Source organism: Corallincola platygyrae (assembly GCF_039544265.1).
Lineage (GTDB): Bacteria > Pseudomonadota > Gammaproteobacteria > Enterobacterales > Neiellaceae > Corallincola > Corallincola platygyrae.
The window spans coordinates 133,010-149,215 of sequence record NZ_BAABLI010000009.1; the positions used below are offsets into that span (position 1 = coordinate 133,010).

At 49.6% G+C, this 16,206-nt stretch carries 14 protein-coding genes; 6 read left to right on the plus strand and 8 right to left on the minus strand.

The window, feature by feature from the left end; genetic code table 11:
• Positions 1–20: 20 nt before the first annotated feature.
• From ABEA14_RS08760 to ABEA14_RS08770, 3 genes are read right to left on the minus strand one after another with little or no spacing between them, the layout of a single operon-like run.
• The gene (locus tag ABEA14_RS08760) at positions 21–1,430 is read right to left on the minus strand and encodes a phage tail sheath family protein (protein ID WP_345339565.1); all 1,410 of its coding nucleotides are present in this window, start codon (positions 1,428–1,430) and stop codon (positions 21–23) included.
• Positions 1,431–1,442: 12 nt separating this feature from the next.
• Positions 1,443–2,444, minus strand: coding sequence for a hypothetical protein (locus ABEA14_RS08765; RefSeq protein WP_345339566.1), 1,002 nt, complete (start codon positions 2,442–2,444; stop codon positions 1,443–1,445).
• 53 nt (positions 2,445–2,497) lie between these two features.
• Entirely contained in the window at positions 2,498–3,067 is a 570-nt protein-coding gene (locus tag ABEA14_RS08770; protein ID WP_345339568.1) for a Pvc16 family protein, read from the minus strand.
• 414 nt (positions 3,068–3,481) lie between these two features.
• Between ABEA14_RS08770 and ompR the strand changes: the two genes are divergently transcribed.
• Genes ompR through ABEA14_RS08785 form a run of 3 tightly spaced genes read left to right on the plus strand, consistent with a single transcriptional unit; the run spans position 3,482 to position 5,985 of the window.
• Positions 3,482–4,204: an osmolarity response regulator transcription factor OmpR gene (gene ompR, locus ABEA14_RS08775; protein WP_345339569.1), complete on the plus strand. Its 723-nt coding sequence runs from the start codon at positions 3,482–3,484 to the stop codon at positions 4,202–4,204.
• A gap of 15 nt (positions 4,205–4,219) precedes the next feature.
• Positions 4,220–5,533: a two-component system sensor histidine kinase EnvZ gene (envZ, locus tag ABEA14_RS08780; RefSeq protein WP_345339570.1), complete on the plus strand. Its 1,314-nt coding sequence runs from the start codon at positions 4,220–4,222 to the stop codon at positions 5,531–5,533.
• Between the two features lie 11 nt (positions 5,534–5,544).
• A complete protein-coding gene (locus ABEA14_RS08785) occupies positions 5,545–5,985 on the plus strand; it encodes a tellurite resistance TerB family protein (protein ID WP_345339571.1) in 441 nt (146 codons plus the stop codon).
• Positions 5,986–6,047: 62 nt separating this feature from the next.
• On the opposite strand, the gene ABEA14_RS08790 is transcribed toward ABEA14_RS08785, so the two are convergent.
• The 5 genes from ABEA14_RS08790 to hslR all read right to left on the minus strand — a co-directional run bounded on the left by ABEA14_RS08790 (position 6,048) and on the right by hslR (position 11,419).
• Positions 6,048–7,649, minus strand: coding sequence for an LVIVD repeat-containing protein (locus ABEA14_RS08790; protein WP_345339572.1), 1,602 nt, complete (start codon positions 7,647–7,649; stop codon positions 6,048–6,050).
• A gap of 265 nt (positions 7,650–7,914) precedes the next feature.
• Entirely contained in the window at positions 7,915–8,202 is a 288-nt protein-coding gene (locus tag ABEA14_RS08795) for a GIY-YIG nuclease family protein (RefSeq protein ID WP_345339573.1), read from the minus strand.
• 93 nt (positions 8,203–8,295) lie between these two features.
• Positions 8,296–9,924 (minus strand): phosphoenolpyruvate carboxykinase (ATP), encoded by a 1,629-nt coding sequence (pckA, locus tag ABEA14_RS08800; protein ID WP_345339574.1) that lies wholly within the window; start codon positions 9,922–9,924, stop codon positions 8,296–8,298.
• Positions 9,925–10,128: 204 nt separating this feature from the next.
• The gene (hslO, locus tag ABEA14_RS08805; RefSeq protein ID WP_345339576.1) at positions 10,129–11,001 is read right to left on the minus strand and encodes an Hsp33 family molecular chaperone HslO; all 873 of its coding nucleotides are present in this window, start codon (positions 10,999–11,001) and stop codon (positions 10,129–10,131) included.
• 19 nt (positions 11,002–11,020) lie between these two features.
• Positions 11,021–11,419 carry a ribosome-associated heat shock protein Hsp15 gene (gene hslR / locus ABEA14_RS08810; protein WP_345339577.1) on the minus strand — a complete coding sequence of 133 codons (399 nt, stop codon included), beginning with the start codon at positions 11,417–11,419 and terminating at the stop codon, positions 11,021–11,023.
• Between the two features lie 193 nt (positions 11,420–11,612).
• Here hslR and gspC point away from each other — a divergent pair, with 193 nt between their 5' ends.
• Genes gspC through gspE form a run of 3 tightly spaced genes read left to right on the plus strand, consistent with a single transcriptional unit; the run spans position 11,613 to position 16,205 of the window.
• Complete coding sequence (gene gspC, locus ABEA14_RS08815) at positions 11,613–12,527, plus strand: type II secretion system protein GspC (protein WP_345339578.1); 915 nt, start codon at positions 11,613–11,615, stop codon at positions 12,525–12,527.
• A gap of 35 nt (positions 12,528–12,562) precedes the next feature.
• Complete coding sequence (gspD, locus tag ABEA14_RS08820) at positions 12,563–14,626, plus strand: type II secretion system secretin GspD (protein ID WP_377776230.1); 2,064 nt, start codon at positions 12,563–12,565, stop codon at positions 14,624–14,626.
• A 1-nt stretch (position 14,627) separates the two neighbouring features.
• Positions 14,628–16,205: a type II secretion system ATPase GspE gene (gspE, locus tag ABEA14_RS08825; protein WP_345339601.1), complete on the plus strand. Its 1,578-nt coding sequence runs from the start codon at positions 14,628–14,630 to the stop codon at positions 16,203–16,205.
• Position 16,206 lies beyond the last annotated feature (1 nt).

Sequence of the window (16,206 nt, forward strand, 5' to 3'; positions counted from 1 at the left end):
TCCTTGTTATGGGTTCAGGGTTAGGAATTCTGCAACTTGTGCGAGAATTTCAGGATGATGAACTCAGCTGGACGCACGACAGCCATACCGATTTCGACGTTCATCCTCCCCTCCAGAATGTCCTGCGCGTTCATGGTGACGCCGAGACCGCAGCGGACAAAATAGGCATCTTCTGGTTTGGCTCCAGCTAGTGCGCCTTCCCGCCACTTCTGGTTGAGATAGGATTCGATCATGCCGCGCACCTTGACCCAGGTATTGGCGTCATTGGGCTCAAACACGGCCCAGTCCGTGGACTTTTTCACCGACTCTTCGACCATATTGAAGAAGCGCCTGACTGATACGTAGCGCCACTCATTGTCATTGCCTGCCAGGGTGCGAGCGCCCCAAACCAGAGTGCCTTTACCCATAAAGGCGCGAATGGCATTGATAGATTTGCCTGTGGTGGTATCCACATTGAGATCGTCCTGGTATGGGTTATCAATCTTAATCACTGGCTCCAGCACATTGGCCAGACTGACATTGGCGGGTGACTTCCATACACCACGATTGCCGTCGGTTGCTGCATATACCCCAGCGACAGCCGAAGAGGGAGGCAGAGTGACGTAGGCTTCTTTGATCTTGTTTTTGGCAAAGTTGAAGGCTGCCGTCTGGGTGGTTTCCAAGGTGTTGAGTGTGGTCTCTGCATCCGCGTTGACCGTCACTCTCACATTGGTCATATCGACTTTGACCTTGTGAGACATCCCTGTTTTCACAAACGGGTAGTAACTGGCGCCATATTTGAGATGGTTGCTACCGAAGTAACCTCGATTGGTGGTTAGCCCGGCAGGGTCTAGTTTGGTATCACCCTGGAGTATGTCGAAGATGGCGAAGCGGTCCTGCAGTGTGTTGCACTGGGTCAGCATTGCCTGCACCAGCGCCTGGTACTCGGCGGCTTCCAGTTTGACCGCCTCCGGTACCACTAACAGGGTGGGTTCGTCCTCATTCTGTACCGCCTGGATACCATCCAGCAGCCCTGAATTGACGGTAACATCATCACTGTCATCGCCGGAGTTATCGACCACCGCCGGTGTCTGATACAGACCCACCGACACGATGTAGCACTTGCCGCCGCCGTTATCGAAGAACATCTTCATCGCATACCAAAGCAGGTAGTCCGGGTCTGGTGGGGTAAAGCTATTAGTGACGAAGCTGTCGCCACTGGTGGCTATGGTCAGGCTGATATCATCAAACGCACAATCTCCATAGTACTGCTCAAACTCGGTCATGGAGGAGATCTTGGTGGGTTTTAATATCAGGTCGTTAGTGGTGCTCTTGGTGGCTTTTTGGGTGTATCCCACGAAAGCGGGGATCGCAGTTTCCACTTCAGCCACTGAGGGCGGAAATACAGAGATTTCCTCTACATAAACGCCCGGTGTTTTATAGGCAGGCATGGATCAACTCTCCTAGGGCTTGGCAAGGTGAATAAAAAAGTCCGCCTTAGCACTGGTACTTCCGGGGGTTGGCAAACTTGAGATCAATACATCCCCATCCAGTTTCAGCTGCAGCTTTTTGGGGCCTTGCTGACGTCGGCTGATGCTGGCCTGGGAATGAAACAGGGTGACTTTACTGTTGTTGCTGTTCAGTAGTTCGGGACTGATTTGGCTATCACCAAAACTGGTCGACTCGAGGCGCGAGAAGGTGATTTCGCTGCGGCTCTGTTCGGCAAAGCCCGCATCAGTCAGGGTCAGGTTCCCGAACTCAGTGTCAGAGTAATTGGAAGCGATAATGTAGTAATTCAGGGTGTCGCTTCTGGCGGCAAACTGCAGGCCAAATGCTGGTGGCGCAGTGTAAAAGCTGGCGTCGATTTTAATCTCCAGCAGAGCGATCGACTGAGCTGGCAGTTGAGGTTGATAGCTGACCAGAGTTTGCGCGTTGTCTGCCCCTGCCGCTTCATTGATGCGATAAAAACCTGGGCCTTGTTTTTCCAGCAGCAGGCTTTGTGTGGACGCCTGCATATCAGCGGTGATGGCATGACTTTCTATCTGCTCACCTGCGTCCGATAAAAGTTGCACCGTGGCGGGTCTGGTACCGAACTGAAGCGGATAGCTGAAACGCCCGCCAACGTTTTGGTAGTTAACGGCCACGTCGAAACTGTCGGGAGATAGCGTATTTCGGTAGATAGGGAGTTGGTTCTCAGCAGCACCCAGATCGGTCACAACCGCAAATGCCGGATTGGTTACCACCACTGCTATTTGTAACGTCGCCCCAGCGATTGAGTTCACCGGATTATTGTCAGCGCGCTTTTTAAAATAGAGGCTGATGCCGCCGGGTTGATTGACTAAGCGAATAGCCCCGGTATTGAGCAAGCGGGAGGATGGTGAAAGCAGGGCGCAGCGCAGATCCTGACTAGGTCCCTGGTAGTAGTCATGGTTGAGGTTAATCTCCAACAGCTTGCTAAATTCCATCTTTTATTTCTTCTGTTCCTGTCTGTGCGATTAATCCGAGTTTTGTCGAAGAGTTACAACGACGTCAGGTCGTTGTTTACCGCTAAGATTGGTGGCCCGATATCTGGCGCATCTTGGTCACGCAGCGCGACCACGCGCATTTTGTAAAGCGCTGAGGGCAGGTGTTTCCCTCCCAGATAAGCCCATATCTGATTTAACTGGTCATAGTTGGGTGATTGCAGGTCCAGGCTCAGGCGCGCCAGTTTTGGGTCCAACGCGGGATAGTCATCTGAACTGAACAGTGGCCGGGTCTGGAAGAAGTTCATGATGTGCGAGAGATATTTAAGTGCCTGGTCATACAGAGTGAAGCGGGCAACAAACATCAGGTATAGATTGAGCCTGAGTTCCGGCGGCAACGTCACGTTTTGTCCCTGAACAAAACTGGATTCTGGAAGCTGCTGCCGGGTGGTCGTTTCCTGTTCGATATTGACCAGGGTGAGCGCGACGCTCTCTTTGGATAGCGCGTACTTGCCGTTGTCATCGATCACCTGGCCAAGCTTGACCACGTCATCGGTTATACCGGTTTTCGCTTTGAGGTATGAATTGAGCTCGTCGGTGACGAAGCTGAGCGCTATATCAAGCATTCCTTCTCTCGCGCCTTTTGTTTATCTGTTTTGATCAATCCACTTGAACAACAAAACAACGCAAGAAGAGCAGGAAAAACTGATCGACTTCGAATTCAGGCTAGCAGACAGATCTGGGTCTCGCCACAAACGCGAATTAGATAGTCTTTGGCTTTATTAGCAATAAGTTATGAAGTGGGTCGTGTAAGTAAAGGCAAATCGGCATCGGCTGTTGCAAATGCAAACATTTCATTTGCCGCGAATGCCATATGCCTGAACCCGCTGCAAAACTGCAACCTGTACCAAAGTTCGGGGTAACAGTTTGTAACAATGAAAGTTTTGGCTACTAATTTGGGTAGATGACACTATTATCGAAAGTAGTTATTTCGGTATAGCAAGCCGTTTGCTTGCGACCATGACAGGAGGTTCTCGTTCATGTCCCAGGAAACCACAAAAATACTGGTTGTCGATGATGACATGCGTCTGCGTTCATTGCTGGAACGTTATCTGGTGGAGCAGGGTTATCAGGTGCGTGCAGCAGCCAATGCCGAGCAGATGGATCGTTACCTGGAACGTGAAAACTTTCACCTGTTGGTACTCGACCTGATGTTACCGGGTGAAGATGGTCTTTCTATCTGTCGCCGCCTTCGCCAAAAAGGGACTGAGCTACCCATCGTGATGCTGACTGCCAAAGGCGATGAAGTTGATCGTATCATCGGTTTGGAAATGGGCGCCGATGACTACCTGCCGAAACCTTTTAACCCCCGTGAACTGTTGGCGCGAATCAAAGCGGTGCTGCGCCGTCAGATACGAGAAGCGCCGGGTGCGCCTTCATTGAGCGAAAACCTGGTCTCATTTGGTGAGTTCAGTTTGAATCTGGCTACCCGCGAAATGAAACGAGGTGAAGAGTTGATGCCGCTGACCAGTGGTGAGTTTGCCGTGCTCAAAGCCTTGGTCACTAATCCACGCGAGCCAATGTCTCGTGACAAGCTGATGAACCTGGCCCGTGGCCGTGATTACAGCGCCATGGAGCGCTCTATTGATGTTCAGGTCTCGCGTCTGCGTCGTATGCTCGAAGATGATCCTTCCAACCCAAGATACATTCAAACCGTCTGGGGATTGGGCTATGTGTTTGTTCCTGATGGGCAGGAAAGGTAGGCCGGTTATTTACTGATGAAACTTCTGCCCCGCAGTGCCTTTGGCCAAACCGTACTGCTGATCGGCACGTTGCTGTTGATCAACCAGTTGGTGAGCTACGTTACCGTCGCCCTTTACGTGATTAAACCTAACTACCAGCAGCTAATGCACCTGCTGGGTAATCAGGTCAAAGTGGTGTTTATGGACGAGCCCATAGATGGGCGTAAGCGGATCTGGATCCCGAGGGAACTTAGCCTGCGTTTTCAGGAAGCCACTGGGATCACCGCCTATACCGAGCCTGCAGCGATGCACAATGGCTTGGAAAACGCGTCCTACTATGCCTTTCTCTCGCAGCAGATGAGTGAAGAGTTGGGCGGTGAAGCGGAAGTCTGGATCGAACAAAACGAGAACTATCGAGTCTGGGTGAGGCCGCCGCAAGCCCCCGACCTTTGGCTGCGAATACCCATGAGTGGTCTGGAAGAGACCGCCTTCAGTCCCTTAACCCTCTATCTGGTTGTGATTGGTGTGCTCAGTGTTGTCGGAGGTTGGTTATTTGCCCGCCAACTCAACCGGCCATTGAAGTCGCTGGAGAAAGCCGCAGCCGCCGTTGGGCGAGGTGAGCACCCGGCACCACTGGAAGAGCGCGGTGCATCTGACGTGGTGGAAGTAACCCGCGCCTTTAATCAGATGACCCAGGGGGTGCAGCGGTTGGAAGCTGATAGGCAGCTGTTGATGGCGGGTGTCTCCCATGACCTGCGCACCCCATTAACCCGTATCCGTCTGGCGACTGAGATGATGAGTCAGGAGGAAGACTATCTGAAAGATGGCATCGTGGCTGATATCGAAGATATGAATGCCATCATCGACCAGTTTATTGACTATGTAAGACATGATCGTGATGAGAGTCTGACACCGGTAGATCTTAATATGTTGATAAGCGACGTTTGTCGGGCTGAAGAGAGCAAACTGCATCATATCGATTTCCGCCCCGGTCAGATCCCTGACGTGCCGATCCGAGAAACCAGCATTAAGCGAGTGATTACTAACTTGCTGGATAATGTGCACAAATACGGCGGCGACAAAGTTGAGATCTCAACGTCATTCAATCCCAAACAGCAACAGGTGATAACGCTATTGAGGGATTTTGGTAACGGGATCCCAGAGCAGCATATCGACAAGATGTTTGAGCCCTTTACCCAAGGCGACGAAGCCCGTGGTGGTGAAGGTTCTGGTTTGGGATTGGCCATTATCAAACGCATTGTTGATATGCATGGTGGCCAGGTCAGTCTGTCGAACCATTCTGAGGGTGGACTGGTCATAGAGATATTGCTACCTACCAGTCACGTCTAAGGTATTTGTCGATGTTAGAGCGCGTAAAACAGTTTTTTTCTGATCTGCAAGGCAGTGAAATTCAGCAAACACAGATAGATATGAAACTGGCAGCGACAGCGCTATTGGTCGAAGTGGCTCGTGCTGATGATAACCGTAGTCATGTCGAACAGGAGACCATCTTCAAGCTGCTGAAAAAGCACTTTGAACTGTCAGACGCTGAAACGCAAGAGCTGCTTACCGCGGCTAATCAACAATCTGATGAATCGGTATGCCTTTACCAATTCACCTCAACCATCAAGAAAAACGCCAGCCGAGAGCAACGCATAAAACTGATCCAGGGGTTATGGGTTGTAGCCTATGCGGACGGTGAGGTCGATCCTGAAGAGGAAGCGACCATACGTAAAATTGCCGATCTGCTTTATGTATCTCACAGTGACTATATTCAGGCCAAGTTGAAGGCGGCATCTTAAGTAACGATGCCTCCATATATTTGAAGCACGCTCACCAACTGCTGTAGGTACTATTGTGGGCCTTATAGCTGTACGCTCACGTAGCCCACAGCGTAAGGCGGGAAAATCGATTTGTAGTGGGCTTTTCGAATGGCGAAGGTTCCCCGGCTTTTAACGCCTACACCCCATTTGACGTTGACATAGGGAGCGAAAACCGTTCCTCCCAGTTTATAGAGCGAAAACACAGGCCCTAGCTCGGGCATGTATTCCAAGTGGTAGTAAAGTCCGAGCCCCTTGGCATGCGCTTTTACCTTTTTACTATCTGGTTTTACCTCAAGAACCTGTCCAAATTGGGTCGCACTGAATACGTTTGTCAGCAGCTTTTTGAGTAACGAGAGGTCAAGCTCTAAGTTGTCACTGTTTATCAAGTCACCATTTAAGCCTGTTACAAACAGCGTGTCATTGGGACCAAACTTTGCGTAAAAGGGTACGAAACTCTCGGGAAGGCGCACTTTGTCAGACTCTATGACTCCCGTATCTGTGAGTGATAGCTGAGTCAACTCTCTGGGAAGCTCCACTGTGCCTTCGGTGGGCTCCGCGAATAGTCGCTGAACCTCGGTTAGTGCATTGGAGGCCAAGGCTCGTAGATTTGGGCCGGACAATACCCAGAATCGATCGGGGTTGTTTGGGTCGATTTCCAGATCTACGGCTATTGGCAGGTCTACGTTTGGATAAACCTCATAACTACTTTTTTGTTTGGGATTGCTGGCTTCACTAATGTCATAAATGATTATTTTATTGCCGTAGGTTTCGAGAACAGCCAATAGCTGTCCCTGCTGCAGAGTAATGACATCCATGTAGTGATACTTTTGAGTAGCCTCTGCGAGATTAAATCTCACCACTTGGCGAGGTTTAATTTCTTCGCTGATATCTATGATCGCAGCATCTTTGGCACCCAGTAAAATAATCTGGTTGTTTTCACTCATGGTTACAGCGACAGGTTGCGAATGAAGATCAACATGGAACTCTGAATGCAGTTCAGGTTTTTTGTAAGCAGCCAGATGTATCAGATTCATCGATACCTGATAGCTGAAACCTGTGATGGATGAACTATTTACCTTTTTGCTCTCAACGCCAAATGAATAAAGAAAGCCGCCACTTGGAGATATCTGAGATACGAGCGCGCGCTTTTGATCCAGCGTCATGTCATACGCTGTCTCCATCTCTATATAGCCCTTTTCCTCAGGAGCGGTTCTCATAAAGTGGAGCTGGTTATTGTCAGTATCGGTAGCTGCGATGAAATGACGGCTATAGAAGTTGATTGAATCGCTGCCAAAGTTATTGCTAACAGTAAGTTTATGTTCCCGGACTGGATTTAGGCCTGTCGGCAAGCGCAGCAACAAGGACTTTTGCTCATGGTAGAAGGTAGGGATGGGAACCCCATCGATAGTCACTTCTGCATCTGATAGTCGATCGCCTTTTATCGCGACAAATTCGCCAGGATAGATCAGTTGATCAGATTTATTTTCGAAAAGCATGTCTGCTTTTGGCTTTATCGCTCCAATGTCACGATAACTATCTATTTCCGGGGGGCCACTCTTCGCAGTTTCATCAATATTGTTAGATTGGCAGGCGATTAGAAGAAATACAGAGGCGAAAGCTGCAATAAAAGTTCTTTTTGACAAATCAATCACGTAGATAACCATTCCCTGGAGTTGGTACGACTATTATAAGGATTGTTTAATGTAAAAAAAGCCGATATTACACGGGGTTAACACGCTCGTAGGTCGAACTGGAAAAAGACTTATGGCTCTGAAAATCAAAGACCCGCTTTATGTCTGCCGAACTCTCTTATTAAGGTTTTTGTCGGCTGTTGTTGAGTACTACTTAGAATAAATTTTTCTAACCCTAAAACGTTAAAAACTCGTTTTTCCATATTTGAATTGTGGTTTATAAATCGCGCTGAATCAGGTGGTTAATCAACCGTAGCTTCTGGGCTCTGGTTAGCGCTTTGATCTCGGCTTCTCTTCTACAGGCAGAGGTTCGGTCCTTGTGACCTTCGCTATAGGCCAGGCTCACAGGACGACGGGCGCGAGTATACCTCGCGCCTTTTTTGTTGCACTGGTTGTGCTCTCTCAATCGCCTTTCCAGATCGGTGGTGACACCGGCATAGAGGCTATCATCTGCGCAGCGCAGCAAGTAGACAAACCAGGATTGAGAGGGTGACTCTGTTTTCATGCAGGTATTTTGCGTCGAAGAGCTAAGTAGGTAAAGAAAAGCCACCCGAAGGTGGCTTTTATAAAGACTTAAAATCTGTTGACTAGGTGATTATTAGTCCAGCTGAGGGCCAGCCTCTACCAAGCGCTTACCTTCTTCGTTGTCGGTGAACTTCTCAAAGTTCTTCACAAACAATTCGCCTAAGTGCTTAGCTTTGCGCTCCCACTCGACAGGATCTGAATAGGTATCTTTAGGATCCAGAATACCTGTATCCACACCCGGCAGTGCGGTAGGCACTTCCAGGTTAAAGATTGGCAACACCTTGGTATCCGCTTTCTCGATAGAACCATCCATAATAGCATCGATGATGGCGCGGGTATCTTTGATTGAGATACGCTTACCAGTACCGTTCCAGCCGGTATTAACCAGATAAGCGGTTGCACCAGCAGCCTGCATACGTTTAACCAGCTCTTCACCATACTTGGTGGGGTGTAGCGTCAGGAACGCTGCACCGAAGCATGCAGAGAAGGTAGGAGTCGGTTCGGTAATGCCGCGCTCGGTACCTGCCAATTTGGCCGTGAAGCCAGACAGGAAGTGATACTCGGTCTGGTCTGGCGTTAACTTAGCTACAGGAGGCAATACGCCAAATGCATCAGCTGTCAGGAAAATCACCTTCTCAGCGTGACCACCTTTGTTCTCCGCAGAGATATTTGCGATGTGATGCAGCGGGTAAGAAACACGAGTGTTCTCGGTACGAGAGCCGTCGTTAAAATCGATCTTACCGTCAGCATCTACAGTGACGTTTTCCAACAATGCATCACGCTTAATCGCGTCGTAGATGTCAGGCTCAGCTTCGCGAGTCAGGCGAATCGTCTTGGCGTAACAGCCACCTTCGAAATTAAATACACCTTCATCGTCCCAGCCATGTTCATCATCACCGATCAATGCACGCTTAGGATCGGCAGAAAGGGTGGTTTTACCTGTGCCAGACAAGCCGAAGAATACAGCAACGTCACCTTCTTCGCCGATATTGGCTGAGCAGTGCATGGATGCCATACCGTTCAGAGGCAGGTAGTAGTTCATCAGCGCGAACATACCTTTCTTCATTTCACCGCCGTACCAGGTACCACCGATCAGCTGCAATTTCTCGGTTAGGTTAAAGGCAACGAAGTTCTCAGAATTCAGGCCGTGCTGTTCCCACTTAGGGTTAGTGGTCTTGGCGCCATTGAGCACAACAAAGTCAGGTTCGAAACCAACCAACTCTTCTGGCTCAGGGCGGATAAACATGTTTTTCACGAAGTGAGCCTGCCAGGCGACTTCCGTGATGATGCGTACTTTCATACGCGTGTTTTCATTGGTGCCACAGAACGCGTCAATCACGAATAAGCGTTTGCCAGACAACTCTGTCATCACCAAGTCTTTCAAGTCGTCCCAGACGGCTTTATCGATAGGTTTGTTGTCGTTTTTGGCTTTTTCTGAGGTCCACCAGATGGTGTCGCGGGTGACGTCGTCTTTTACGATGAATTTGTCTTTTGGCGATCGGCCAGTGAAGATGCCGGTGTTGACGCTGACGGCACCAAGTTCGGTGACCACGCCTTTTTCGAATCCTTGCAGATCCGGGTTGGTCTCTTCTGCGAAGAGCTCATCGTAGGAGGGGTTGTAGACTATTTCCTGCACATCGGTAATACCGTAATTCGACAGGTCAAGCTTCTTGGCTAGCGCCTTGTTGGTAGCAATGTCCATAAGGGCGTCTCCTGTAGGGGTCAGATTTTTAGATGTTTTAGTTTTAGTGTTTCTCGTACAGAACCTTTATTTTTCTGAGCTTGGTTTTAGAGTTTTTGCTCAGTTTTTATACTTTAACAAGGATTCTAGACCTACGGACAGCATTCGTTACGATTTAAATCAAAAAAGTTGCCGCAAGCGGGGGCGGCAACTGTCAACTTTTCATTAATGTGCGCTGTGATCACTTATTTGTGGACTATCTGTGAAAAGGGCATCGATATCGATGGCATCAAAATACTGCTTGTCCCGGCAGTACTCGCACACGATCTCTATTTTCCCTAACTCGTCGATAAGTGCGTCTAACTCCGCTTTGGGCATGGTTTTGAGCGCGCTAGCGGTGCGCTCTCGGCTGCAACCACAGTGAAACTTGACGGGTTGAGGATCAAACAGGCGTACCTCTTCCTGGTGATAGAGGCGGTGTAAAACTTCCTGAGCAGAAAGTGTAAACAGCTCTTCCGCACTAATAGTCCCGGTCAGCTGTGCTAAATGTTCAAATTGCTCTTTAGCTTGTTCCGCAACGGGTAACACCTGCAGCAACATGCCTGCACATTGGGCTTCGCTGGCAAACAAGCGCACTTGTGTTGCCAACTGTTCAGATTGTGCAAAGTAGTTTTCTATGGTGGCACTGAGAGACGAATCCAAAGCAACTACGCCCTGATAACGCTCACCTTCATCTGGAGCAATGGTGATCACCATATGCCCTTTTCCCAACAGAGTGCTTAGATTGTCACCTTCGGGTGTGCCTTCAAAGCGGGCAACTCCGCGCATCTTCTGTTCATGGTCACCATTGATGACTGCCAGTCGTAAAGGCCCATCACCTTGCAGTTGCACGGTAATACTGCCCTCAAATTTAAGGGTTGCCGTAAGCAGACTGGTCACGGCAAACAACTCACCCAGCAGTTTGGCGACCGCAGGTGGGTAGTCGTGATTCGCAATCATCGCCTGGTAGGCGTCTTTAACTTGAACTAACTCGCCGCGAACATGGGCTTCTTCGAACAGATAGCGATAAAGCGCATCCGGCTGTTGATTAGTAGGCATGGGGTCTCCCATTGACGAATTACTGGTTTTTTACTTTTAGCAGCTGACGGCGCTGCTTTTTGTCAGGCTTACGCTCTGGATGTGGCATTTGATCAGCGCTGAGCTTGCGAAGCTCTGCCCGCTGCTCGCGTTTGGCAATGCTGGCATCGGTTTCACTGTATAGCAGTCTGGCGTCTGGCGCGCCACGGCGCTTGTCGGATAACTGAACGACAACAATTTCCCGCTCATCGTAGCCAGCTCGAAGTGTAATTATGGCGCCGATATCAACATTTCGAGAGGGCTTACAGCGTTGCCCGTTGTAGTGAACTTTACCGCCTTGTACCATCTCGCGAGCAAGTGAACGGGTCTTGTAAAAGCGTGCTGCCCACAACCATTTATCCAGTCGGACAGGGTCGGTCTTGTCAGATGCGTCACTCATTTAGGAAAAACCTCAGTTTATTTCGAGTATTGACGGGCTTCACTGTTTGCGCTTGGGACCGCGAAAACTATCATATTTATATGATATAAACCACGAATTACCCTTTGCGCCAAAGTTTTGGCGCTTTTTCGACCAATTGTGGTTCATGCGCGGTGTTAAATCCCGCGAACAAAAGCAATGACAAGGGCTTGGGATGGATTTCGTTGCTCAATTTGAGCGTTATTGGGAAAAGGTACCTCATCAAACAGTGGCCCGCTGGGTTTGCTGGCTGTTGGTGATTTACCTGCTTTACTTGGCAGCAAAGCTAACTTGGGCGATCTTACCGGTCAATAAAAGTGTCGAGCAGTGGGAGCCACCTTCAGCAAAGTCATACCAGGCAGATGACCCAAGTGTGAACTTGTCTTCTATTCTGTCGCTAAACCTGTTTGGTAAATATCAGGAAGTTAAGCCCCAGGTTCAGCAACAGGTTACAAAGGCACCTGAAACTAAGTTGAATTTAACGCTGACAGGTGTGGTTGCCAGTACTGACCCAAAATTCAGCGCGGCAATTATTGAGAACGGTGGCAAGCAGGCTACGTACTTTATTGGTGACAAAATTGAGAAGACCAGCGCCACGCTGAGGGAGATTCATCCGGATCGTGTCATTATCCGCAACCGTGGGTCTCATGAAACCTTAATGTTGGCAGGGATCGACTACTCTGGCACAGAGCGCACCCAAGCTAAACGCCCAACGCCGACTCCAAGAGAGCAAGTCGACCAACGACGTAACCGCAAGTTGGCGCAAAGCCTGCGTAAAACTCAGCAAGAAGCAGGCAGCAATGAAGAGTTAATGAAGAAGCTAACTGACTACATCAGGATCTCCCCGGTGAGGGAAGAGGGCGAGTTGAAAGGCTTTCGAGTTAACCCAGGTAAAGACCCTGCGCTGTTTGAGAGCATGGGGCTGAAGCCAAACGACTTAGCCATTGGGCTCAATGGCATTGATTTAACTGACAAGTTGCAAGCGATGTCAGTGATGGATGAATTAGCTGAGATGGAAGAGATGTCGCTGACCATTGAGCGTGAAGGTCAGCAATATGAGATCCTGTTTGCTCTGCCAGGTGAAGAATAATGAAGAAGGACGCTAAGGTGCAGTTATTTAGAAAGATGCGAATTGGCCAGCGGTTAATGCAAGGCATTTTTGCAGCATTGTGTATCACCTGGATGGCGCAGGCGCCTGCAACGGAGTATTCCGCCAGCTTCAAAGGCACAGACATCGAAGAGTTTATCAACATTGTTGGTAAAAACCTCAACAAAACCATCATCATCGATCCAGGGGTGCGCGGCAAAGTTAATGTCCGTAGCTATGACCTGTTATCAGAAGCTCAGTACTACCAGTTCTTCCTGAATGTGTTGGAAGTCTATGGTTACGCAGTTGTCGAGATGGACAATGGTATTGTCAAAGTCATCAAGAACAAAGACGCCAAGACAGCAGCGATTCCGGTGGTTGGCGATCGTAACCCCGGTAAGGGTGATGAGTTTGTTACGCGAGTTGTTCAGGTTAAGAATGTTTCGGTAAGAGAGCTCGCGCCGTTACTTCGTCAGCTAAACGATAACGCTGGTGGTGGTAACGTGGTGCATTACGACCCATCTAACGTAATTATGCTTACTGGTCGTGCAGCGGTCGTAAATCGCCTGGTAGAGATTATCCGCTTGGTCGACAAAGCAGGTGACCAGGAAGTCGAGATCGTTAAACTGAACTTTGCTTCTGCCGCCGAAATGGTCCGTATTACCGATAACCTTCTCCGCACCACGGGCGGTAAAGATGCAACGCCAGGCTTCCTGAAGCCTAAAGTGGTTGCCGATGAGCGTACTAACAGCGTGCTGGTGTCTGGTGAGCCCAAAGCTCGTGACCGTATTGTGCAACTTATTCGCCGTCTCGATAACGAATTGGAAACCGACGGGAATACCAAGGTGTTCTACCTTAAGTACGCTCAGGCACCCGATATGGTATCTGTCCTCAAAGGGGTGAGTGACACTATTGCTCAAGAAGCTGCTGGTGGTGGTAAAGGGAAGAAAGCTTCTACCCAGCGTAATATCTCTATTGAAGCCCATGAGGACAGTAATGCGCTGGTGATTACCGCTCAGCCAGATATGATGAGAACGCTGGAGGGGGTTATTCGCTCTCTGGATATCCGTCGAGCTCAGGTTTTGGTCGAGGCGATTATTGTCGAAGTTCAGGATGGCGACGGCATAAACTTGGGTGTGCAGTGGTTCTCTGAAGATGCAGGCCTGATGCAGTGGAACAATGGCACTCAGGCTCCGGTGTCCGCGCTTTGGGCGGCTCAGCGAGAAGCTCAGCCTGAGGGTGGTGAAACCATCACGACCATTGACGGCAATGGTAACCCTGTGACTACAACTAACCCAGAGACTGATGGTGATATCAGTTTGCTGGCTCAGGTTTTGGGCAATATCAACGGTATTATGGTCGGTTCAATTAATGATGACTGGGCCGCAGTCATCCAAGCCGTCAGCACGACGACAAATTCCAATATATTGGCTACCCCTTCTATCACTACTCTGGATAATCAAGAAGCCTACTTTATTGTCGGCCAGGATGTGCCTGTACTAACTGGTTCAACATCTTCCAGTAGCAACGATAATCCGTTCCAGACCATTGAGCGTCAGGAAGTGGGTGTGAAGCTGAAAGTGACACCTCAAATCAATGAAGGTAACGCGGTTCAGTTGGTGATTGAGCAGGAAGTTTCCAGTATCTCAGGAACGACCGATGTGGACATCACAATTAACAAGCGCGAGCTCAAAACCACGGTGATGGCTGATGACGGCGGCACCATTGTTCTCGGTGGCCTGATAGATGAAGATGCCCAGGAAAGTGTGTCTAAGGTTCCTCTGTTGGGCGATATTCCATGGATCGGTGAGCTATTCCGCAGTACAAACACCACTAAGCGTAAGCGCAACCTTTTGGTGTTTATTCGTCCAACTATCGTTCGTGACGATATGACCATGAACGAGATCAGCAACCGTAAATACAACTTTATTCGTGCACAGCAGTTACGTAAAAATGAAGAAGGTCTGCGTCACCTAGACACCAGCGTACCTCTGTTACCTGAGTGGAAGTCTGCGGATCTACCTCCTCCAAGTTTCGAAGATTACATGCGTGAGCGAATCGAAGCTGAAGCAGAAGCTCGTCGCCGAGCGGAAGAAGATTAATATGGCTGATATCGAAGAGCTGAAAGAGGTCGATGCGCAGCCACAAGAGTCTGCGCTGGAGGCGCTGCAGGATGACCCTGAGCTAGGCGAAGAAATTTCTGAGCAGGAACTAACAGGTCAGGTCTTGCCATTCGCGTACGCAAAACGTAACCGCGTAGTGCTGGAAAGTCAGCATGATGGTTGGCAGGCCCATTATACCGGTGTGTTACCCGTTGAGGTGCTGGCTGAAGTTCGACGTTTTGCCGCTGCCCCTGTGCGTTTTACCGCGCTGGATGAAAATGACTTCGATCAGATGCTGACGGCCGTTTACCAGCGCGACTCCAGTGAAGCCAAGCAGTTGATGGAAGACATTGGCAGTGAGATGGATCTGTTCTCTCTCGCCGATGAGTTACCTGAAACAGAAGATTTGCTGGAAGGGGAAGATGACGCCCCGATTATCAAGCTGATCAACGCTATGCTTTCTGAGGCAATCAAAGAGGGTGCTTCAGATATCCATATCGAAACCTTTGAGACCTCGTTGATTATCCGCTTCCGGATTGATGGTGTACTCAAGGAGGTTTTGCGACCTAACCGCAAACTGGCCAATATTCTGGTATCCCGTGTAAAAGTAATGTCCAAACTGGATATTGCCGAAAAGCGGATTCCCCAGGATGGTCGAATCTCTTTGCGAATTGGTGGCCGGGCAGTTGATGTACGTGTGTCGACTATGCCGTCTAGCCACGGCGAACGTGTTGTATTGCGTTTACTTGATAAGAATGCGGCGCGCCTGGATCTCGAACAGTTGGGAATGACCGAGCGGAACCGCTCTATTTTCCAAGAGCTGATTCATCGCCCTCACGGGATTATTCTGGTTACCGGCCCTACCGGTTCGGGTAAGAGTACGACCCTGTACGCAGGCCTTAGCCGTATTAATAGCAAAGACCGCAACATTTTAACGGTAGAAGATCCGGTTGAATTCGATCTGGACGGTATCGGCCAAACCCAGGTTAACCCCAAAGTGGATATGACCTTTGCACGTGGCTTGCGCGCTATTTTGCGTCAGGACCCGGATGTGGTGATGATTGGTGAGATCCGCGACTTGGAAACGGCCCAGATCGCTGTTCAAGCCAGTTTGACCGGACACTTGGTACTTTCAACTCTGCATACTAACACCGCTGCAGGTGCCGTCACCCGTATGGCGGATATGGGAGTAGTGCCCTTCCTGTTGAGTTCAAGTTTGTTGGCGGTATTAGCACAACGACTGGTGCGTACACTATGCCCTGAGTGTAAACAGCCTCAGCAGGCTACAGAAGCAGAACTGGAGCTGATGGGGCTACCAAAAGGCACCGACCAGGTGATATTCCACCCTGCGGGTTGCGAAGTTTGTAATCAAAACGGTTACAAGGGGCGAACGGGTATTCATGAGCTGTTAGTGGTGGATGAAGAGGTACGTGAACTGATCCACAACGACGCTGGCGAACAGGCCATTGAAAAGTATGTCCGTCCATTTACCCCCAGTATCCGCCAGGATGGCATAGATAAGGTACTGGCAGGCCAAACCTCGCTGGAAGAGGTGATGCGCGTGACCCGCGAGGAATAAG